The organism is Burkholderia torrens, assembly GCF_984668525.1.
On record NZ_OZ480212.1, the window covers coordinates 484,427 to 506,639 of the forward strand.

14 protein-coding genes are annotated in these 22,213 nt (G+C 64.9%); 4 read left to right on the forward strand and 10 right to left on the reverse strand.

Annotation, left to right across the window (positions count from 1 at the left end; all coding sequences use genetic code 11):
• Positions 1–291 precede the first annotated feature (291 nt).
• From AC5LXX_RS18525 to AC5LXX_RS18535, 3 genes are all read left to right on the forward strand, one after another.
• Entirely contained in the window at positions 292–1,434 is a 1,143-nt protein-coding gene (locus AC5LXX_RS18525; RefSeq protein ID WP_493412593.1) for a DUF2827 domain-containing protein, read from the forward strand.
• Between the two features lie 784 nt (positions 1,435–2,218).
• Positions 2,219–3,022, forward strand: coding sequence for an EAL domain-containing protein (locus tag AC5LXX_RS18530; protein ID WP_493412594.1), 804 nt, complete (start codon positions 2,219–2,221; stop codon positions 3,020–3,022).
• 46 nt (positions 3,023–3,068) lie between these two features.
• Positions 3,069–3,485 (forward strand): hypothetical protein, encoded by a 417-nt coding sequence (locus AC5LXX_RS18535; protein ID WP_493412595.1) that lies wholly within the window; start codon positions 3,069–3,071, stop codon positions 3,483–3,485.
• Positions 3,486–3,513: 28 nt separating this feature from the next.
• On the opposite strand, the gene AC5LXX_RS18540 is transcribed toward AC5LXX_RS18535, so the two are convergent.
• The 10 genes from AC5LXX_RS18540 to AC5LXX_RS18585 form a co-directional block, all read right to left on the reverse strand.
• Entirely contained in the window at positions 3,514–4,650 is a 1,137-nt protein-coding gene (locus tag AC5LXX_RS18540) for a DUF2827 family protein (protein ID WP_124456225.1), read from the reverse strand.
• 33 nt (positions 4,651–4,683) lie between these two features.
• Entirely contained in the window at positions 4,684–5,151 is a 468-nt protein-coding gene (locus AC5LXX_RS18545; protein WP_124456224.1) for a DUF4019 domain-containing protein, read from the reverse strand.
• A 25-nt stretch (positions 5,152–5,176) separates the two neighbouring features.
• Positions 5,177–6,331: a DUF2827 domain-containing protein gene (locus AC5LXX_RS18550; RefSeq protein ID WP_493412596.1), complete on the reverse strand. Its 1,155-nt coding sequence runs from the start codon at positions 6,329–6,331 to the stop codon at positions 5,177–5,179.
• A gap of 14 nt (positions 6,332–6,345) precedes the next feature.
• The gene (locus AC5LXX_RS18555) at positions 6,346–7,491 is read right to left on the reverse strand and encodes a DUF2827 domain-containing protein (RefSeq protein WP_493412597.1); all 1,146 of its coding nucleotides are present in this window, start codon (positions 7,489–7,491) and stop codon (positions 6,346–6,348) included.
• A 382-nt stretch (positions 7,492–7,873) separates the two neighbouring features.
• On the reverse strand, positions 7,874–8,536 hold the full coding sequence (locus AC5LXX_RS18560) for an OmpA family protein (RefSeq protein ID WP_493412598.1): 663 nt from the start codon (positions 8,534–8,536) through the stop codon (positions 7,874–7,876).
• A gap of 119 nt (positions 8,537–8,655) precedes the next feature.
• On the reverse strand, positions 8,656–17,322 hold the full coding sequence (locus AC5LXX_RS18565; protein ID WP_493413378.1) for an ESPR-type extended signal peptide-containing protein: 8,667 nt from the start codon (positions 17,320–17,322) through the stop codon (positions 8,656–8,658).
• 989 nt (positions 17,323–18,311) lie between these two features.
• Positions 18,312–19,214 carry a ferritin-like domain-containing protein gene (locus AC5LXX_RS18570; RefSeq protein WP_124457123.1) on the reverse strand — a complete coding sequence of 301 codons (903 nt, stop codon included), beginning with the start codon at positions 19,212–19,214 and terminating at the stop codon, positions 18,312–18,314.
• A gap of 95 nt (positions 19,215–19,309) precedes the next feature.
• A complete protein-coding gene (locus AC5LXX_RS18575; RefSeq protein ID WP_124457124.1) occupies positions 19,310–19,528 on the reverse strand; it encodes a transcriptional regulator in 219 nt (72 codons plus the stop codon).
• 245 nt (positions 19,529–19,773) lie between these two features.
• On the reverse strand, positions 19,774–20,424 hold the full coding sequence (locus AC5LXX_RS18580; RefSeq protein ID WP_493412599.1) for an NADPH-dependent FMN reductase: 651 nt from the start codon (positions 20,422–20,424) through the stop codon (positions 19,774–19,776).
• Positions 20,425–20,735: 311 nt separating this feature from the next.
• Positions 20,736–21,041, reverse strand: coding sequence for an NIPSNAP family protein (locus AC5LXX_RS18585; protein ID WP_493412600.1), 306 nt, complete (start codon positions 21,039–21,041; stop codon positions 20,736–20,738).
• Between the two features lie 281 nt (positions 21,042–21,322).
• Here AC5LXX_RS18585 and AC5LXX_RS18590 point away from each other — a divergent pair, with 281 nt between their 5' ends.
• The gene (locus tag AC5LXX_RS18590; RefSeq protein ID WP_493412601.1) at positions 21,323–22,111 is read left to right on the forward strand and encodes a GNAT family N-acetyltransferase; all 789 of its coding nucleotides are present in this window, start codon (positions 21,323–21,325) and stop codon (positions 22,109–22,111) included.
• Positions 22,112–22,213: the final 102 nt, after the last annotated feature.

Here is a 22,213-nt window from a genome sequence, read left to right on the forward strand (position 1 = left end):
GAAGATTTGCGCGGCGTCGCGTTCCATTCTGTCAGCCCTGTTTTCCGATGGCGTTGCTGTGGAGCGTTGCTCGCCCGTTCGACTGCGCGCCCGGTGGCGCAGCCAGTCGCCGGAGTATCGCATAACCGTTTCGCGGATTCGCAGGAGCCGGCCGGCGGCTGACACTGCCTGACAGTGTGCCGCCCGCGCTCCGCTAGAATGCCGGGTTGGTCGCCGCCGCTTGACGCGGCCGGCGCTTCGCGCGCTACACTGCGCCATGCCACTCCCGCTCAACCTTCCATCCTGCCGACGATGACGTCTCCTGTCCTGAACGGCCTGCGCATCGGTATCACGATCGGATTGCGTGCCCCCGACGAAAGCCTGTGGATCAACGGCATCAAGCAGAACGCGCTGTTTCTAGCGAAGCTGCTGATGGCGTCGCCGCACGGCTACCGCGTGACGCTGGTCAACACCACCGACGTGCCGCTCACCGATGCGCTGCCGTGGGATCGCAACGTGTACGACACGCGTGCGTTCGCCGACATGAAGGATGTGCTCGACGTCGTGATCGAGCTGGGCGGGCAGATCGACGGCGAGCAGACGGCCTACCTGAAAGCGCGCGGCGCGAAGCTCGTCAGCTACTGCTGTGGCGTCGAGTACATCAACGCGATGGAGTCGATGTTGTTCGGCCGCCGGCTGTGGGATTCGCTGTTCATCAACCGCGGCTACGACGAGGTGTGGGCGATTCCGCAGATCGCGCCGTCGTCGCTGCCGTTCCTGCAGTCGCTGCGCCGCTGCCCGGGGCGCGTCGTGCCGTTCGTGTGGGATCCGATGTTCCTGAGCGCCCGGGCGCAGACGTTGCCCGAGCACGGCGAATATCGGCCGCGCAGCGAGCCCGGCAAGCGGCTGACGGTGATGGAGCCGAACCACAACGTCGTGAAGTTCTGCGTGTATCCGATGCTGATCATCGACGAAGCGTATCGGCGCGACCCCGACGCGATCTGCTTCGCGCACGTGACGAACGCCGATCGCCTCGCGCACGACAGCCCCGAGTTCGTGATGCTGATGAATTATCTCGACATCGTGCGCGCGGGCAAGGCGAGCTTCGTCGGTCGCTTCGACACGCCGCTGTTCCTGGCCGACCTGACCGACGTCGTCGTGTCGCACCAATGGTCGAACCCGCTGAACTACTTCTACTTCGACGTGTGCTGGCAAGGCTATCCGCTCGTGCACAACGCGAGCCTCGCCCCCGATCTCGGCTACTACTACCCGGACAACGACGTGCAGCAGGGCGCCGACGCGCTGCTGCGCGCGCTGCATACGCACGACGACGACTGGGAAGCGTACACGCGGCGCCAGCGCGAGATCCTCGGCCGCTATACGTCGGCGAATCCGGCGCTCGTCGCCGAATACGACGGGCTGCTCGCGAACCTGATCGGCGCGCCGGCCGCATAAGGCCCGATTTTCCGCGGCGCATGTTCATTGCGCCGCCGGCCGCCATCGGGATTGTCCCGCCCTCATGTCTGACGAAATAATGCCGTTAAAAAAGAAACCGCCGAACCCGATCGGTTCGACGGTTTTGAAGGCACGAAATCGACGGCTCCGAGGGAAGTCCGTCAGAAATAATTTTATAGGTTAACAAGTCTTTAAGATTGTTAAAGATGTTTCAATTCATAATCATCATATAAATTAAACTTGATATTATTGATTCAATGCAGTCGATTCTGTTTTGAGATTAATTAATATCGTTTGAAACACGAAAATTGAATGCTGCGGCGATCGAATGATGTGCGGCAGCCGGTTTTCATTGGCTGGCGGCCCGAGTCGATGGCCTTTGCCGCGAGCCCGGACGCCAAGAGCGGGCGGTGCTTCATGGATGTGCATTCGTCTGATTAATTAATGATTTTCCGATTTGCAGTACCGTATATCGCGTAAGAAGCCGATTCGCATAAAGCGGTCCGGGCGGTGAAAATAAACGATCAGAATTCGTGGTTCCGTGCTTTGTGTTGTGTGACCTGTCGCACTGTCGGAATGGTCCGCGCATGGTGTATTGGCGGTAACTGTATATCGTTGAAAATATCGAATTTGACGGCGCGCCGAAGCGAACAGTACGCTCCCGGAAAAAATCGACATAACAGGATGGGCCGGGTAGGCGGCGGAGCGTGTCAGGGTCGGTTTGCTCCGCATGTTTGTTGAGGTCGAGCCGCGATCGGCGGCTCGCCATTTGCCGGAGCACCGGATGAATGCGGTCGAAGCTCGCCTGGAGGCGAATCGGGAAGCGAATCGTGACGAAATCGATCTCGTGTTTGGCGCTCCCGACGATCATGCCGATTTCGCATCGGTACGCAGTTTCGTGGAAAGCCGGCTCGGGTTCGCGCATGAGCCGGTGTGCCGGGCCGACCTGTCGGGCGGCGTGCTGTACCAGGAGCGCCTGGCGCGGTTGCGGTGGGGCGAGCGCGATGCGCTGCCGCCGCTCGCCTTCCTGCCGCGCCTCGAGGCGCTCGGGCTGATGCGCTGGTTCGACCGGCTCGTGGTCGGCCGGACGATCGACGCGCTGCGCGCCGATCCAGCCGCGGTTTACGGGTGCAACGTCGCGGCCGCGAGCGCGGTCGTCGACGACGCGTGGCTGGCGATCTTCAGGCGGCTCGAGCGCGAGCCCTCGGTGGCGGCGCGGCTGGTGGTCGAGATCACGGAGACGGGGCCGCTGAACCCCGTCGCGGGCCGGTCGTTCGTGAACCGCTTCCAGCAGGCCGGTTGCCGGATCGCGATCGACGATTTCGGCGTCGGCTTCAGCGCATTGAACAATCTGGTGGTCGGCAATCCCGACATCGTGAAGCTCGACCGGTCGATCTTGTCGATGATCAAGCGCAACGCGATCGGGCGCTACCAGTTCCGCAGGCTGATCGCGTTCGCGCACGAAGGCGCGCGGCACGTCGTCGTCGAAGGCGTGGAGAGCGAGATGGACCGGCAGATCATCGTGGATGCCGGCGTCGCATGGGCGCAAGGTATCCGCTTTTCATGGCGGTCGCCGGCCGCCGCGTGACGGCGTGGGAACGGGCAGGGCGGGACGAATCGCAAAGGGGTGTGGCATGGCGGGGACGAAGGCCGGAGTCGGAACGGGCACGCAGGCAACCGATGCGCGCGACCTTGTCGCGCTCGCCGAGCTGGCCGACATGCTGTGGCAACTGGGCGCCGAGTCGACCGATGTGCCGATCGACGTCGCACCGTATCTCGACGGCCTGAAAGCCGTCGCACGCGGTATCCAGCGGATGAAACCGCTCGATGCCAACGACCGCGAGCTGGCCGCGCGACACTATTACGCGGGCGTCATCGCCGGCGCGTGCGGCGACGATTCGGCGATCGCGCGCGGCGTGTCCGACAGCCTCGTCAGGCAAGCCGGCAGTGCAGGCGGGCAGGCGCTTCGTCGTTTTGGCGTGCTCGCCCGCTTGGGACGGCGGCATGGCCGCATGTTCGCCGCGCAAAGCGGCGATCGCGTGCTGGTGTAGCGCAGCCGGCGCGCGTCCGAAGGGCCGGTCAGCCGAGCGCGCGGCCGGCGAACAGCGTCTGGATCTGCTCGGAGTATGCGCGGACGTTGTGCTCGGCGAGCGTGTCGACCTGGTGCAGGCAGCGGCGGGCCGCGGCCGCGTAGTCGTCGAGCCGCGCGTCGTGCGTCTGCGCGGCGGTCGCGATCGCGCGCGCCGCATCGAAGATCTCGAAGTCCGGATAGTAGTAGCCGACGTCACGCAGGAACGGCGAGTTGTGCACGAGCGGGTAGTTGCCGTACAGCGCGTCGTACAGCAGGTAGTTGAGGCCGTTTTCCCAGTGGTGCGACACGACGATGTCGGTGTGATGCGCGGCCCATGCGACGAACGGCGCGCGCACGTCGGCGGTTGCCTTGCCGTCCCGCACCATCTCGAGCCCGAGCGCGAGATGCTTGAAGGCGACGTTTTCCTTCTTGTCGAACGTGTTGGTCATGTACACGTGCTCGACGAGCTCCGGGTGCTCGACGTAGCACGCGTTCGCGGCGAGCATCGGCACGATCGCGCTTTTCACGACGTTCAGGTTCGGCTCGAAGAACGCGATGCGCTTGGCCGGGCCGTGGTTGCGGTAGCCGAAGCGCGCCTTCAGTTCAGGGTCGGCGTCGAGGCTGCGCTCGATGAAATACGGCGACCAGATGTGCGGCAGTTCGATCACCGGCGCGCGATACACGGCCTGGAAATAGGCCGCGCACGTGTGCATGTGCTGAGGGTTGGTCCAGATCTCGTCGAACTGCACGCGGTGCGGGTTCGGCCGCCAGTCGTTCTTCTCGAAGTTGATCGTCTCGACCGCGATCACGTAGTCGTTGCCGAAGCGATACGACACGCACTTGCCGCCGCGCTGGCGCACGACGTCCGTGTGCGACGGATCGACGAACGCATTCATCTCGATCAGCAGGTCGGTCTGGTGGACGACGGCCGACAGCGGCCGCAGCGCGTCGCCGAACGCGTCCATCATCAGCGCCTGCGGATACTCGGTGATGCCGTTGTCGTGTGCAAGCCAGACCTCGCCGATCAGCGGCGACTGCTTCAGCAGCATGTACAGGTACACGCAGTGCTGGTTCGCGCCGTTGTACCAGATCGACTGCGTCGCGTCGCGCTGCACGTTCATCGTAATCGCGACATTGAGTTTCATCGGATCGGCTCCGTGGGGCGGGCGGCGCGCGGCTTATTGCGCGAAGTTTTGCGACTGGCGCGGCACGTAGCCCGTCAGGTGCCAGCGGCCGTCGTCCTCGAGGCGGAAGCTCAGCTTCTCGAACACCGTGGAGCCGCTCGTCAGCGTCGTCGCGTAATCGACGTTCGCGTAGAGCCCGTCGGGCATCCCCGGCGTACGTTCGTAGCGGATGCGCGTGACCTGCGCCCAGCCGCGATGGCTGACCGTACCGACCGACTGGCGGGCATGCTGCATGTCGGCCGCGAACTGGTCCTGCTTGATGCGCGCCTTCACGAACGCGGCGGCGTCGGTCCACACCGCGCCGTACTGGCCGGCGTCGAGCTGCTTGAACACGGCATCCGAGTCGCGGAGCAGCGTGTCGGCCGATTCGCCGGCGGCTTGCGCGTGCGCACCGATCGCGATCGAAGCGGCGGCGCAGCCGATCAGCCATTTGGCGCGGGTGAGGAGCGGGCGTGCGGTCATGTCGGAGTCCGTAATGGGCGGCGCGTCACGCGTCGCGATAGAGGGAAGCGATCGCGTCCGTATAGGCCGCGACGTTCTCGGGGTTGTAGATGCTGACCGAATCGAGCACGTGCTTCGACTGCTCGCGATAGGCGTCGAGATTCGCATCGTGCTCGGCGAACGCCTGTAGCAGCGCGCGGCCGCCCGCCTGGCAGTCGAAGTCCGGATAGAAATACCCGGCCTTGCCGAGGAACGGCGAGTTGTGGATCAGCGGATAGTCGCCGTACAGCAGTTCGTAGTACAGGTAGTTCTGCGCGTTTTCCCATGTGTGCGACACCACCGCGTCGCCGTACGCGGCCATGAACTCGTACACCGCATAGCGGCTTTCGAACGTCGTGATGCCGTGGTTCACGATGTCGAGGCTCTTCGCGAAGTGGACGAACGTCGCGTGATCCTTCAGGTGGATCGTGTTGCACACGCGCACGAACTCGAGGAACGCCGGATTGGCGCGGTACGCCTCTTCCGTGACCAGCATCGGAATGACACTCGTCTTCACCATGCAGATGTTCGGCTCGAACATCGTCACGCGCCAGCGCGGCTTGCCGGGCTGATAGCCGAACGTCAAACCGGCGCCGAGCGTCGCGCGCGCCTTGTCGAACAGCATCGGATGCCAGATGTGCGGAACGATCGTGACGGGCGCGCGCAGGCCGGTCTGGTAATAGTGCAGGCACGAGCGCTCGAACTCGGGAATCGTCCACACAGCGTCGTACGGCGCGCCCGAGAACAGGAAGCCCGACGGCTTGTCGAACATCGCGCGTTCGATGTCGATCACGTAGTCGTTGCCGACCCGCATCGTGACGACCTTGCCGCCGCGATCGCGGAACGCGCGCAGGTAGTCCGCGCCGAACTGCGCGCTCATCTCGATCAGCACGTCGCAGCGCTCGAGCGCTTCGTCCATCGACAGCAGCGGCACGTCCCACTCGCCGAGCATCATCTGCGGATCGGCGACCTGCTCGCCGCCATTCACCATTACCGCTTCCGCGACGAGCGGCGACTGGCGCAGCAGCAGGATCAGCAGCAGGCAGTTCTGGAAGATGCCGTTTTCCCACAGCGACTGGCCGGCGCCGCGCACGAACAGCGACACGCCGACGACGAGACGCTTGCCCTCGCCGGGCGCTTGACGGGCATTGGAGTCCGACATGCGTATGCTCCGGTTCAGGCGACCAGACGCGAGACGAACGCGTCGAGGTTCGCGGGGTTGTCGATCGAGACCGACTGCAGCAGCCGGTTCGCCTTCGCGCGGTAATCGTCGAGGCGTTCGTCGTGATGCAGCCACGCTTCGAGCAGCGCGCGGCCGCCGGCGGCCGAATCGAAGTCCGGATAGTAATAGCCGGCGTCGCCGATCAGCGTCGAGTTGTGGATCAGCGGATAGCCGCCGTACAGCACGTCGTAATACAGATAGTTCTGCCCGTTTTCCCAGTGGTGCGACACGACCGCATCCGCGTGGCGCGCCATGAAGCCCGGTAGGTCGAGGCGCGGTTCGAAGGTCGCCTTGTGCTGGCGCACGAGATCGAGGCTGTTCGCGAAGTGCACGAAGGTCGGATGCTCCTTCATGTGCATCGCGTTGACGACGAACATGTGCTGCACCGCGTCCGGCCGCGCACGGTAGAACTCGTCGCACGCGAGCATCGGGTAGTGGCAGGACTTCGCGACCGAGATGTTCGGTTCGAGCATCGCGAGGCGCCACGGGCGGGCGCCGGGCTGATAGCCGAACGTCGCACCTTCGCCGGCGATCACGGCGACGCGGCGCTCGAGGAAGTACGGCGACCAGATGTGCGGCATCAGGTGGACGGGCGCACGCAGGATGGTCTGCAGCATCGGCGCCGCGGTCTTGTCGTATTGCGGCAGCAGCCATACTTCGTCGAATGGCGCGCCGTTGAACACGTGTCCCGACGGTTTCCCGAAGATCGGCGTTTCGCACAGGCCCGCATAGACGTGCCCGCAGAAGAACGCGGCGATCTTCTTGCCGAGTGCCTTCATGTGCCGGAGCCATTCGACCGGCAACTGCGCGCCCATTTCGATCACGACGTCGAGTTCGTGCGTGACGTCGGCGGGTTTCACGAGCGGGATGTCGAGGCCGTCGAGTTCGAGGCCGGCCGGCAGCGCGTTCGCATCGCCGCCGTTCAGGAAGTAGACGGGGCCGACGCGATCCGAGCGCTTGAGCATCATCGCGAGGAACGCGATGTTCTGGTGAATGCCGTTTTCCCAGATCGCCTGGCCGTCGCGCGCAAACAGCGAGATGCCGACCGCCGGCCGTTGCTTGCGGGTGCCGCCCGCGGCGGCTTCATTGATGTCCGTCACCGGTTGGTTTCCTCTGCGGCGTCGTGCGTCCGGGCATCGCGTCGAGCGTCTGGCCTGGAAGCGGCGCGCCGTGGGTTGTCATGGTTGGATTCGCGCCGGTGCGCCGCGGCACGCGAATCGGGCGACGAGGTTCGCGAGGGCGGCAGCCGGATTCCGGCGTGTCGTCGGGCACGCCTGGCGCGGCGCGCGATTCGGGCGGGCTGCCCCGGCGACTGTCTGCGGCGATTGTGGCATGGAAATCGCCGGTTTTGGCAGGACGTGACGAACTTTGACATCCCCGCCGGCCCACGGGAGCGGGGCGCCGGCGTTGCGGCGCCCGCGTTGTCCAGCGCGGCGCTGGCGGCCTGCCGGATCGGCCGCCGCAGGTGCGGCGGCCGGCTGCTCAGTGCTGCAGCCGGATTTCGACGCGGCGGTTGCTCGCGCGGCCTTCGGGCGTCGCGTTCGATGCGACCGGATCGGCCTTGCCGCGGCCCGACACCGTCATCGAGTCGGTCTTCAGGCCGTGTGCCTTCAGATAGGCGGCAACCGATTCGGCGCGGCGCTTCGACAGCGCGAGGTTGTAGTCGTCGCTGCCGACCGAGTCGGTAAAGCCGGTGACCGTCACCTGCGAGTAGGCGTGGTCCTTGCGCTCGTTCAGCAGCCGGTCGAGCGATTCGCGCGCGGTCGGCGCGAGCGTCGCGTGATCGGTGGCGAACAGCGCGTCGCCCGACAGGTTCACCTGTTCGACGGCGGCGGTTGCCGGTGCGGCGGCCGAGGCCGCTTCGGCCGGCGCCGCGCCGCACTGGAAGACCAGCGTGGCCGGATCGGATTTGTTGCGCAGCGCGCGGGCCGAATCGACGGCGCGCACGGGCTCGTCGCCGCAGATCTTTCGGGCGGCCTTCATGCAGGTCTGCGGGCCCGACAGCAGGCCGTGGCAGTCCACCTGGAACGTGCGCACGCCGTCGCGCGGCTGCAGTTCGGAGGCGCTGAAGGTCGGGCCGGAGGCGGTCGAGCACGCGGCGAGGACCGTTGCGGAAAGCGCGAGCGCAAGAGCGAGTTTGTTCACGGTAACGTCCTTAAAGCTTGGGTTGACCGGGCCCGCCGCAGGGTGTGCGGCGGGCCCGTCCTGCTGTCGGGGCCGCAGGCCGTCCGGCTGGCGAGCCGGGCGGCGGGCGGCGCGACGCGTTACTTCCACTGGTACAGCATGCCGGCGCCGATCACCTTCTGACCGCCGCTGAAGCCGCCGTTGATCGACGCCTTCAGGTTCTCCGTGATGCGCGCCTGCATGTTGACCGCCATCGCCTTCTGGCCGAGGAAGGTCGACGTGCCCACGCCCATCCCGAAGTTGGCGTCGCGATCGAGCTGCGGGATCGACGCCATCGCGCCGACGGCCGCGATACCCTGCTTCGCCATCTGGTCGGTCTGCTGCAGTTGCGAACCCAGCGAGTTGATCTGCGCCTGCTGGCCCGACAGTGCCGTCGACAGCGTCGTCTGCACCTGCGTCAGCTGGTTCACGTTCACCGCGTCGGTGCCTTGCGTACCCGGCGCGACGTTCGTGATCTGGCGCTGCTGCTGGTCGCTGCCGACCGACACCACGTTCGAGCGGCCGCCGTCATTCGAACCCGCACCGATCGCTACCGAGTTCGAGCCGGCGGTGACGGTCGGGACGTCGGTGCCCTTGCCGTTCATGTCGGCCGCGATGCCGTTGTTGTTCACCGCACGCGTCGTGTTGTTGTTGATCGTCGTCGACAGCGAGTTCAGCGTGTTGTTGATGTTGTTCACGCCGGTCGACAGCGACGCCACGTTGCTGTTCGTCGTGCTCAGGCCGGTGGACAGCGAACCGATGCCCGTCGAGGTCGATGTCGACAGCGAGTTGACGTTGCTGTTCGTCGTGCTCAGGCCCGTCGACAGCGAGTTGATCGCGGTCGAGGTCGACGTGGACAGCGACGCCACGTTGCTGTTCGTCGTGCTCAGGCCGGTCGACAGCGAGTTGATGCCGGTCGACAGCGACGCGACGTTCGACGCGGTGGACGTCGACAGCGTGTTGATCGCGTTGTTCGTCGCGTTCAGCTGGCTGCCGTTGATCGCGTCCGTGCTCGTGGCCGAGATCCGGCCCGCGGCGACGTTCGTGACCTGGCGTTCCTGGCCCGGTGCGCCGACGCTGACCACGCCAACCGGCGAGCTGCCCGCGAAGGAGTACGTGACGCCGCCGATCGTGGCGCCCGAGGTGCCGACTGCCGCGGCCGTGACCGAGTTGGCACCGAGTGCGATCGAGTTCGCGACGTTCGCTTGCGCGTTCGTGCCGAAGGCGAGCGCGTCGGCGGCCGTGGCCTTGGCGGCCGAGCCGTAGGCCTGAGCGCCGGTGGCGCTGGCCGTGGCCTGGCTGCCCAGCGCGATCGTGTTGTCCGCGGTGGCCTGGTTCGAGCTGCCGAGGGCGAGCGCGCTGGCGCCGGTTGCCGTGTTCGCGTTGCCGAGCGCCACCGCGCCGTTGCCGGTCGCCGTGTCGTTCGCGCCCAACGCCACCGCGCCGGTGCCCGTCGCGATGCTCGGGTCGCCGATCGCGACCGCGCCGTCGCCGGACGCCGTGTTGCCGGAGCCGATCGATACCGCCTTGCCGCCCGTCGCCGAGGCGTTCTGGCCGATCGCGACGGCGCCCGCCGACTGCGCGTTCGAGCCGTCGCCGACTGCCACGCTGCTGGCGCCTGCCGCGCTGGCGTTCACGCCGGCGGCGAGGGCGTTGGTGCCGGTGGCGCCCGTGTTGTCGTAGTTGGCTTGCTGCACGCCGTTGTCGTTGACGCTGTAGTAGTGCGTCTTCGCGGCGTTGATCGCGGTCGAGGTCGAGGTCGACAGCGACGACACCGAGCTGTTCGTGCTGCTCAGGCCGGTGGACAGCGAGCCGATGCCGGTCGACGTCGAGGTCGACAGGGACAGGATCGTGCTGTTGGTGCTGCTCAGGCCGGTCGACAGCGAGCTGATGCCGGTCGACGTCGAGGTCGACAGGGACGTGATCGAGCTGTTCGCCGACGACAGGCCGGTCGAGGTCGAGGTCGACAGCGAGCTGATCGAGCTGTTGGCGGACGACAGGCCCGTCGACGTGGAGGTCGACAGCGACGACACCGAGCTGTTCGTGCTGCTCAGACCGGTGGACAGCGAGTTGATGCCGGTCGAAGTCGAGGTGGACAGCGAGGTGATGGAGCTATTCGCCGACGACAAGCCCGTCGACGTTGAGGTCGACAGCGACGACACCGAGCTGTTCGTGCTGCTCAGGCCGGTCGACAACGAGTTGATGCCAGTCGAAGTCGACGTGGACAGCGAGGTGATGGAGCTGTTCGCCGACGACAGGCCGGTCGAGGTCGACGTCGACAGCGAGGTGATCGAGCTATTGGCCGACGACAAGCCGGTCGAAGTCGACGTGGACAGGGACGTGATCGAGCTGTTTGCCGACGACAGGCCCGTCGAAGTCGAAGTCGACAGCGACGTGATGGAGCTGTTTGCCGACGACAGGCCCGTCGAGGTCGACGTGGACAGGGACGTGATCGAGCTGTTTGCCGACGACAGGCCCGTCGAAGTCGACGTGGACAGCGACGTGATGGAGCTGTTTGCCGACGACAGGCCCGTCGAGGTCGAGGTGGACAGCGAGGTAATCGAGCTGTTAGCCGACGACAAGCCGGTCGACGTCGAGGTCGACAGGGACGTGATCGAGCTGTTAGCCGACGACAGGCCCGTCGAGGTGGAGGTCGACAGCGAGGTAATCGAGCTGTTAGCCGACGACAGGCCCGTCGAGGTCGACGTGGACAGGGACGTGATCGAGCTGTTAGCCGACGACAGGCCCGTCGAGGTGGAGGTCGACAGCGAGGTAATCGAGCTGTTAGCCGACGACAGGCCCGTCGAGGTCGACGTGGACAGGGACGTGATCGAGCTGTTTGCCGACGACAGGCCCGTCGAAGTCGACGTGGACAACGACGTGATCGAGCTATTGGCCGACGACAAGCCGGTCGAAGTCGACGTGGACAGGGACGTGATCGAGCTATTCGCCGACGAGAGGCCGGTCGACGTCGAAGTCGACAGCGAATCGATCGAACTGTTAGCCGACGACAAGCCGGTCGAGGTCGACGTGGACAGCGACGTGATCGAGCTGTTCGCGGACGACAAGCCGGTCGAGGTCGACGTGGACAGCGACGTGATGGAGCTGTTTGCCGAGGACAGACCCGTCGAAGTCGACGTGGACAGCGAGGTGATCGAGCTGTTGGCCGAGGACAGACCCGTCGAAGTCGAGGTGGACAGCGACGTGATGGAGCTGTTTGCCGACGACAGGCCCGTCGAGGTCGACGTGGACAGCGACGTGATCGAGCTGTTAGCCGACGACAGGCCCGTCGAGGTCGACGTGGACAGGGACGTGATCGAGCTGTTAGCCGACGACAGGCCAGTCGAAGTCGACGTGGACAACGACGTGATCGAGCTGTTGGCCGACGACAGGCCGGTAGAAGTCGACGTGGACAGCGAGGTGATCGAGCTATTGGCCGACGACAAGCCGGTCGAAGTCGACGTGGACAGGGACGTGATCGAGCTATTCGCCGACGAGAGGCCGGTCGACGTCGAAGTCGACAGCGAATCGATCGAACTGTTAGCCGACGACAAGCCGGTCGAGGTCGAGGTGGACAGCGACGTGATCGAGCTGTTGGCCGACGAGAGGCCCGTCGACGTCGAGGTCGAGAGCGAGGTGATCGAGCTGTTAGCCGACGAGAGGCCCGTCGACGTCGAGGTGGACAGTGACGTGATCGAACTGTTAGCCGACGACAAGCCGGTCGAGGTCGACGTGGACAGGGACGTGATCGAGCTATTAGCCGACGACAGGCCGGTCGAAGTCGACGTGGACAGCGACGTGATGGAGCTGTTTGCCGACGACAGGCCCGTCGAGGTCGACGTGGACAGCGACGTGATCGAGCTGTTTGCCGAGGACAGACCCGTCGAAGTCGACGTGGACAGGGACGTAATGGAGCTGTTCGCCGAGGAGAGGCCCGTCGACGTTGAAGTCGACAGGGAGCCGATCGAGCTGTTTGCCGACGACAAGCCCGTCGAAGTCGAGGTGGACAGCGACGTGATCGAGCTGTTGGCGGACGACAGACCGGTCGAAGTCGAGGTCGACAGGGACGTGATCGAGCTATTCGCCGACGACAGACCCGTCGAAGTCGACGTGGACAGCGACGTGATGGAGCTGTTTGCCGACGAGAGGCCGGTCGACGTGGAGGTCGACAGCGAGGTGATCGAGCTATTCGCCGACGACAGGCCCGTCGAGGTTGACGTGGACAGGGACGTGATCGAGCTGTTTGCCGACGACAGGCCCGTCGAAGTCGACGTGGACAACGACGTGATCGAGCTGTTGGCCGAGGACAGGCCGGTCGACGTGGAGGTCGACAGCGAGGTGATCGAGCTATTCGCCGACGAGAGGCCCGTCGAGGTCGACGTGGACAGGGACGTGATCGAGCTGTTTGCCGACGACAGGCCCGTCGAAGTCGACGTGGACAGCGAGGTGATCGAGCTATTCGCCGAGGACAGACCGGTCGAGGTCGAAGTCGACAGCGAATCGATCGAACTGTTAGCCGACGACAAGCCCGTCGAAGTCGAGGTGGACAGCGACGTGATCGAGCTATTGGCCGACGAGAGGCCGGTCGACGTCGAGGTCGACAACGACGTGATCGAGCTGTTAGCGGACGACAGGCCGGTCGAGGTCGACGTGGACAGCGACGTGATGGAGCTGTTGGCCGACGACAGGCCGGTCGACGTCGAAGTCGACAGCGAGGTGATGGAGCTATTCGCCGACGAGAGGCCCGTCGAAGTCGAGGTCGAGAGCGAGGTGATCGAGCTATTCGCGGACGACAGACCCGTCGAAGTCGACGTGGACAACGACGTGATCGAGCTGTTGGCCGACGACAGGCCGGTAGAAGTCGACGTGGACAGCGAGGTGATCGAGCTATTCGCCGACGAGAGGCCCGTCGAAGTCGAGGTCGAGAGCGAGGTGATCGAGCTATTCGCGGACGACAGACCCGTCGAAGTCGACGTGGACAGCGACGTAATCGAGCTGTTGGCCGAGGACAGGCCGGTCGAAGTCGACGTGGACAGCGACGTGATGGAGCTGTTAGCCGACGAGAGGCCAGTCGAGGTCGAAGTCGACAGCGACGTGACCGAGCTGTTGGTCGAGCTGAGGCCAGTCGACAGCGAACCGATGGAACTGTTGGCCGACGAGAGGCCCGTCGACGTGGAGGTCGACAGGGACGAAATCGAGCTATTCGCCGACGACAGACCCGTCGAAGTCGACGTGGACAGCGACGTGATGGAGCTGTTTGCCGACGAGAGGCCGGTCGACGTGGAGGTCGACAGCGAGGTGATCGAGCTATTCGCGGACGACAGACCCGTCGAAGTCGAAGTCGACAGCGACGTGATCGAGCTGTTCGCCGAGGACAGGCCCGTCGAGGTCGACGTGGACAGGGACGTGATCGAGCTATTCGCCGACGACAGACCGGTCGAGGTCGAGGAGGACAGCGATGTCACCGAGCTGTTGGTCGAGCTGAGGCCCGTGGACAGCGACGTGATGCCGGTCGAAAGCGAGGCAATGGCGCTGCCGGACGTCGACACCGTGGTCGACAGCGAGTCGACGATCGAATTGGTTGCGAACAGCTGCGAGCCATTGATCGCATCGGTGCTGTTTGCGGTGATTTGACCGGCTGCAACGTTGGTGACCTGACGCTCGGCGCCAGGTTTGCCGACGCTGACCACGCTGGTTGGATTGCCACCCGCGAACGTTGCGGTTACACCGCCGATGGTGCCGGTCGGCGTCGGGTTCGCCGTCGACGTGGTGGAGCCGCTGCCGAGTGCGACGTCGCCTGCATTGTTGGCCGTGGCGTTCTGGCCGATGGCGACTGCGCCGTTCGCCTTCGCGTTCGCGGTGTCGCCGACGGCAACGCTACTCGCACCTGCGGCGCTTGCAGCCACGCCAGCCGCGAGGGCGTTGGTGCCCGTTGCGCCGGTGTTGTCGTAGTTGGCCTTCTGCGTGCCACCGTCGTTGACGCTGTAGTAGTGCGTCTTCGCGGCGTTGATTGCGGTCGAGGTCGAGGTCGACAGCGAGGTGACCGAGCTATTGGTCGAGCTCAGGCCGGTGGACAGCGAATTGATGCCGGTCGAAGTCGAGGTCGACAGCGAGCCGATCGAGCTGTTGGCCGACGAGAGGCCGGTCGACGTGGACGACGAAAGCGACGTGACCGAGCTGTTGGTTGAGCTCAAGCCGGTGGACAGCGAATTGATGCCGGTCGAGGTCGACGTCGACAGCGAACCGATCGAACTGTTGGCCGACGACAGGCCGGTCGACGTGGAAGACGAAAGCGACGTGACCGAGCTGTTTGCCGAGCTGAGGCCAGTGGACAGCGAGTTGATGCCGGTCGAAGTCGAGGTCGACAGCGAACCGATCGAACTGTTGGCCGACGACAGGCCGGTCGACGTGGAAGACGAAAGCGACGTGACCGAGCTGTTTGCCGAGCTGAGGCCAGTGGACAGCGAGTTGATGCCGGTCGAGGTCGACGTCGACAGCGAACCGATCGAGCTGTTTGCCGACGACAGACCCGTCGACGTGGACGACGAAAGCGACGTAACCGAGCTGTTTGCCGAGCTGAGGCCGGTCGACAGCGAGTTGATGCCAGTCGAGGTCGAGGTCGACAGCGAGCCGATCGAGCTGTTCGCGGACGAGAGGCCGGTCGACGTGGAAGACGAAAGCGAAGTGACCGAGCTGTTTGCCGAGCTGAGGCCAGTGGACAGCGAGTTGATGCCAGTCGAAGTCGAGGTCGACAGCGAACCGATCGAGCTATTAGCCGACGAGAGGCCGGTCGATGTGGAAGTCGACAGCGACGTAACCGAGCTGTTTGCCGAGCTGAGGCCGGTCGACAGTGAGTTGATGCCAGTCGAGGTCGAGGTCGACAGCGAACCGATCGAGCTGTTGGCCGACGACAGACCCGTCGACGTGGAAGACGAAAGCGACGTGACCGAGCTGTTGGTCGAGCTGAGGCCAGTCGACAGCGAGTTGATCCCGGTCGAAGTCGACGTCGACAGCGAACCGATCGAGCTGTTAGCAGACGACAGACCCGTCGACGTGGAAGTCGACAGCGACGAGATCGAGCTGTTGGCCGACGACAGACCCGTCGAAGCCGACGTCGACAGGCTCGTGATGCTCGACGTCGTCGTGCTTGCTACCGAGTAGAGCTGGCTACCGTTGATCGCATCGGTGCTGGTCGACGTGACGAGCCCCGCGGCGACGTTCTGGATGCGACGCTCGTTGCCCGCCGTGCCGACGCTGACGACGCCGTTGGCAGCACTTGCGCCGGCAAAGTTGCCGAACGTCTGGCCGCCGATCGTGGCGGAGGTGACCGAGCTGGTGCCGCCGGTCGCCGTGGTAGTCGCACCAATCGTCGCCGAATTGTTGCCAAGGGCAACGGAGTTTGCCACGTTGGCCGTCGACAGGTAGCCAAGCGCCATCGCGTTGCCGGCCGAAGCGGTAGATTGATAGCCCATCGCGACCGCATTGCCGTTGCCGCTGGCCGTCGCAAACGAACCGATCGAAATGTTTCCGGCCTGGGAAGCCGCGGCTTGCTGGCCGATTGCAACGCTCTGGAGCGCACTGGCCGTCGCCACGCCAAGCGCCACGCTGCCGCCGCCGGCCGCGCTGGCATTGACACCGATCGCGGTCGCGTAGTTCGCCGTCGCGGAACTTCCGTTCCCGAAAGCGGAGGCAGGTGCCGACGCCCCGCCCGCGTACGAGGACGCACCGATTGCGCTCGAACCCGCATAAGCCGCGGTGGCGCCGCTGCCGATACCGACCGAACCCGCACCCGTCACGCTGTTGCCACTGCCCAGCGCAACCGCGCCGGTGCCGTTCGCCGAGTTGCCGCTGCCGAGCGTGACCGCACCCGTGCCGCTTGCCGAGTTGCTGGTGCCGAGCGCGACCGCGCCGTCGCCGCTGGCCGTTTGCGCGCGGCCGATGGCCACGGCGCCGCCGGTTGCGGTACCGCTGTTGGCGGTCGTGCCCGACGAGCCGATTGCGACGTTCTGACCGGTTGCGCCGGAAACGATGCCATCACCTTGCGCGATGCCGTAGGCGCCGCTGACGGTTGCACCGCGACCGAGCGCGATACCCGAGGTCGCGGCCGAGGAGATGAGTGATTGACCGCCGAGCGCAATCGAATTGGTCGCGGTAGCCGATGCGCCCGCTACGCCGTTGTTGCCGATGGCGATGGCGCCGGCGGCATTGGCAAGCGTCTGGGTGGTACTCGGCGTGCCGGTTGCCGTCGAACCGCCGATGGCGACCGAGTTTGTTCCGGAGGCAAGGGCTTGGCTGCCGACCGCAGTGGCGAAATTGGCGTTGGCAGTCGCTGCCTGGCCCAGTGCGACCCCGGCCGCGCCGGATGCAGTCGCGGAGCGGCCCATCGCCAGCGTATTGCCGCCGCTCGCTACCGCATTGGCGCCAATGGCCGTACTGCTGTTGTTGCCGGCCGTTGCGTTACTGCCGATGGCGGTTGCATAGGCGTCGGAGGAGGTCGCACCCGCCCCGATCGCCGTGGAGTTGTTGGACGAGACCGTCGAAGAAGGGCCGATAGCGACCGAATTGGAACTCGTGGTCGAGCCGCCGCCGGCGGCATAGTACTGCGCATGGGCCATGTTGCTGGCCAGCGACCCCGCTGCGAGGACTGCGGTTGCAACGGCCTTCACCACGGCCGACTTGTTCGGCTTGCCCCGTGCCGAATCGTGTTCCGATGCCGCGACCCAGGCGCCAAGAGCTTCGTTCCAGATCGAGCGGTATGTGCGGTTCATGTCCTACTACCTCCAAATGTGCACGCCACACACCGGTCTCTTTTGTTAGAGGATTACTCCGTGCGCTCGCGCGAATCTCAAAATTGATGGGCGGAGTTTATTGGAGGTGGTTTTTGTAGATTGACAAACAGTGATAAATAAAGTGTTTTAAAAGTTAAAAGATGGTTAATGCGTTGCGTTTTGATGCGTCATGAGTGAATGATTTTGAAAGACATGGGAATGTGCGATGTAGGGTTTGAATTTCCGGGGTGTCTTCCAAATTTATTCATACAAATCAATATGTTGCGTGTGTTTTGTGCGGTAGGTAACACATCGGAACGCTCGAAAAGTAAGACAAATGAAATAGCAAACGTTTGCGCACAGGCAAATCCTTTCTGGAGTGTAATGTCAGCTCGAGGTTCGGTTGATAACTCTTTGGATAAAATATTAATTTGTTAAGTTATTGATTTTTTGGAAATTGGTTTTTGTATTAATCTTATTTATGTAAATCAATTAAATTTGAAATTGAGAACATCCGGCTGTGCCGATTTGCGCATCCCGCCCGGCGCGGGCGCCCGTGTGGCGGGCGTTCCGGGCGGTCTGGTTCGTGGAATTTGTAATAAATTGCTACAAAACGATGGATTGTGTCGTCAGCACTCAACTATCGGATTTGTCCTATTGACGATATCGGCCATATCTGAACTTGAGCGGAATTGGGGAGCGTGCCGGGCAACCCGGGGAGGCGGTCCCGCCGCGGTATCCCGCACGGCGTCGACACGGGCGTAACAGACCGCCGATGAGCGCCGGGGACGGCGCCCCTAAATGTCAGATTCCGGGTGCGACAATGTGTCCGGCCCGCTGGGGTGGACCGAAGCGTCGCAAGAAAAAAGGGATGGAGTGAGTGTATCGGGCGCGCCACATCCGATCGGCGGACACGAGGCCGAACCGGTCGCTCGCCTCCGGCCACGAAGGCGTGCCGGCCGGCATGACCGGCGGCAGCCAGCCCGGCGTTACTTCTTCAGAAACCGCAGCGCGAACCGCGCCATGCGCGGCACGAACATCGGGCGCAGCAGGCGCCTGTCGTAACCGGCCATGCGCCTGTCGTTCTCGGCCAGACACAGCTCGATGAGCTCGCGCGGGTTCAGCGCGTCGCCGATATCCGCCGTGCCGGTGGCCGGAAAGTTTGCATCACGCGCGACGCCATCGGCATCGATGCCGCGCGCGATGCCGATGCGGTCGCGGATCAGTTGCACCCACACGGCCGCGACACGCGCGAAGAACCATGGCCGGCGCCACCACGGCATCGTGCGCCAGTACCACGCGTACCAGTTCGCGAAGAACAGGATGTGGCGGCCTTCTTCCTGGATCACGGGCTCGAAGGTGTCGACGAGTTCGGGCGGGAAGTAACCGGAGCGCTGCGCGGAGCGGAACAGGCCGAATGCGAAGAAGCTGTCGATGCATTCGCTGAAGCCCGTCATCATCCACGACCATTCGGGATCCTTCGGCGCCGGATAGGCCGGCTCGGGCGCGAGCCGGATGCCGTATGCCTCGACGAGCTTCGACAGCACGACCTTGTGGCGCGCTTCCTCGCCGCCGTCCATCTCGAGCGCGCGGCGCAGCAGCGGATCGTCGACCGTCGCCGCGTAGGTCGCCACGCGGATCGACGCGCGGCCTTCGGTCTGTACCGCGATGTCCCAGATCGGCAGCGACGTGAGCCGCCTGAGTTCGTCCGGCTTGAGCGCCGGCCAGTCGATCACGGCCGGCTTGTACGGGTTGTGTGTGTCGAGCAGCATGCGGCAGAACATCTGCATGTGCGCATCGGAACCGATCCGGACCGGACCTTGCCTCTCGAAGGTCCAGTTGCGCATAGCGTGATCTGCGGCTGCGTGCTCTTCCTGCAGCGTGTCACTCATGGCTGTTGTTATTCGATTACGGGTCGAAAGATTCTTGCATAGCTTCCGTAATCGCGTATTTTCGAGCGGCCATGTGTGCGCCGGCCAGGCGCGCGTCACGCGTTCGTGTCGACCCAGAGGCGGCCCCAGCGCGACGCATAGGCGAGCGCGTGCTCTTCCTCGAAGAAGAAATCGATCGCGTCGAACGACACGGAGCGCGGCGACGGGCCGCTGCTCGCCTTCTCGATCGTCAGGTTGGCGGCGAACAGCCCGTTCGGCAACCGGGCGGCAGCGGGGGCGACTTCGTAGCCCTTGTAGCGGATCGTACGGTTCATGGCGTGCGCGGAGAAAGTTCGGACTTCCAGCGTACGAAAACCTGCCGGTGCCGTGAACCAATCTTTCGGCCAATGCTAATCACGCGGCAGGCCGGATCGTTATCGGGGCGGTACGCAGGGGTGGGGCAGCGCGGGGAAGGCGACGGCGTGCATGGCGCATCGCCACGCATCGGAAGAAGCGCCGCGCGCGCCCGTCGAGCTGCGTCGACCGGGCGCGCGCGGCGCAATGCAGCGGAGATCGGAGCTTACTGGTTGGCGATCTTCAGCACGGGTGCGAGCGCATCGACCAATGCCGCATGCGACGCCGCACGATGCGATGCGAAGGCGAGCGCGAACTCGGCCGCTTGCGCGCCGACCGTCTCGAGCTGCGCGGCGACCTTCGGATCCGAGCAGCTGTCGGCGCTTTCGAAGCGCGTTTCGAGCGTGTTCACGGTCGCGCCGAACGGTGTCGGCCAGCCGCGCAGTGCGTGGACGATCGAACGCACCGACGTCAGCACGGTGCCGGCCGCCTGCCAGCCGTACGCGGTGACGATCAGGCCGACCGCACGGCCGTCGAGATAGGGGCGCTCGTCGGCGCGCAGTTCCTCGAGCGTGTCGAGGGCGTTCTTCACGAGACCGGAGACGCCGCCGTGATAGCCGGGCGTCGCGATGATGATCGCGTCGGCCTGGCGCACGGCGTCGATCAGCTCGCGCTGCGCGTCGGTCAGCGTCTTGTGTTCGGGGGCGTAGTGCGGCAGCGTATGCAGGAACGGGCCGTCGAACAGGCGCGTCCGTGCGCCGGCGGCCTGCGCGCCGCGCAGCGCGAACGACAGCGCGCGTTCGGTGGACGACTCGGCTCGGGTGGTACCGCCGATGCCGACGACGAACGGGCGTCGGTGTTGATCGAATGCAGTCAAGGGGCGCTCCTCGGGGATGGCTTGCCCGGCTAAGCACAGGCTTAAAACCAGATGGTAACGACCCCATCGCCACTCTGAAAACGACTTTTCGTTCTATCGATATGCCGCGCGGCGGGGGCAATCGTGTGCGCGGCCGCGCAGATCGATAGCAGAAATGCTTGGTTGGGGCGGTGCGCCACGGTCGATAAGATGGGCCCGTCTCCTCCATGATGTCTCTACTGACATGGGTTGGCCCCGCCGCGCGGATGCAGGCGGGGCTTTTTTTCGTCCTCGGCCGGAAAACGGGGCGCGATGCGCAGTGGCGCTGCCCGTTACTCGAACACCGGCCGGAAGAAGCTGCGCTCGTAGCTGACGATGCAGCGGGTTTCCTCCGCGTAGCGGAACGCGGCCTGGCAGACCGGATCCTCCTTCGAGCGTTCGCGGTAGCGCTCGTATTCGGCGAGGCTCGAGAACGAGAACATCGCCAGTGCGATGTCGTTCGCGCCTTCGGACGGCAGGAAGTAGCCGTGATGCGTGCCGCCGAACTTTTCGACGAGCGGAATCCACATCTTGCCGTAGCTTTCGAACTCGGCGAGCTTGTACGGATCGATGACGTAGCGAAGGAAGCAGGTGACCATGGGCGCTCGCATTGCGATGAAGGAGCAGCGAGTCTGGATCGCGTTGCCGCACGTGTCAACGGCATGCGTGCCGGACGTCGATATCGACGCGTGACGCGTTGCTTGCGCGAGCAACGATCGATGCGCTTTCATGCGTTCGCAACGACGCGTGCGGCGCGGCGGGAAGCGCGATCTTCATCGCGTCTGCCACGCCCGTTTCCCCAAACTTTTACGACATTTTTTCTTGCGACAGCGGCTGGCGCGCTCATAGACTTCGGGCATCCCAACCACGGAGCATTGCAATGTCGATACCCTGGAACGCGATCGCCGAACGTCCCTCCGCCGCGCCGCCTTCCGTGTGCGCCGACCGGGTGGTCGTACGGCGTTTCGATCCGGCATCCGACAGCTATGCACAACTCACGCCGATGCTGCATCGCGCGTTCGCGCGGCTCGGCGCGATGGGGCTCAACTGCACGTGCGTCGATCAGGACGAAGATGTCACGCGCCGCCGTGCGGAAGCCGGCGAGTGCTACGTCGCCGTCTGTGGCGGGCGTGTCGTCGGCACGGCCACGCTGTATGCAACCGATCCATCGTCGGCCTGCTCGCTGTACCGGCGCGAAGGCGTCGCGAGCGTGCGCCAGGTGGCCGTGGACCCCGATTGCCAGAGCCGCGGGATCGGCGCGTTGCTGCTGTCGTTCGCCGAGCAGTGGGCCGCGTTGCGCGGCTATACGCTGCTCGCGCTCGATACGCCGCATCCCGCTGCACACCTGCTGGCGTTCTATGGCGCGCAGGGCTTCGAGGTCGTCGACGTGATGCGTTTTGCCGGCAAGCGCTACGACAGCGCAATCCTCTGCAAGCGGCCCGTCGCGCACGCCGCGCGCCGCGTGTCGCCGGCGTCGCGGCTGGCAGTACGTGTCGCGGCCGTGCGGCGTCTTGCGTATGCATTGCCGTCGCGCGTGGTCGCGGTGGCCCGGCGCGACCGGCACGTGCGCCGCGGTGCAGGCTGGGCCGCGCGTCGCGCGGCCGGCGCCGCGAGCTGCCGCTCGTCGCCGTGGCGGCCACGCCAGCACGGGCGCTACGCGTTCTGCTGAGCGCCGCGCGCCGGTTCCTGTTCTTGTTCCTGGTTTTGCCGCGTAAGCGTCTCGTGAGCGGAGTGTGGCGCTCCCGCTCGTGTACGGCCCTCGAGACACCCC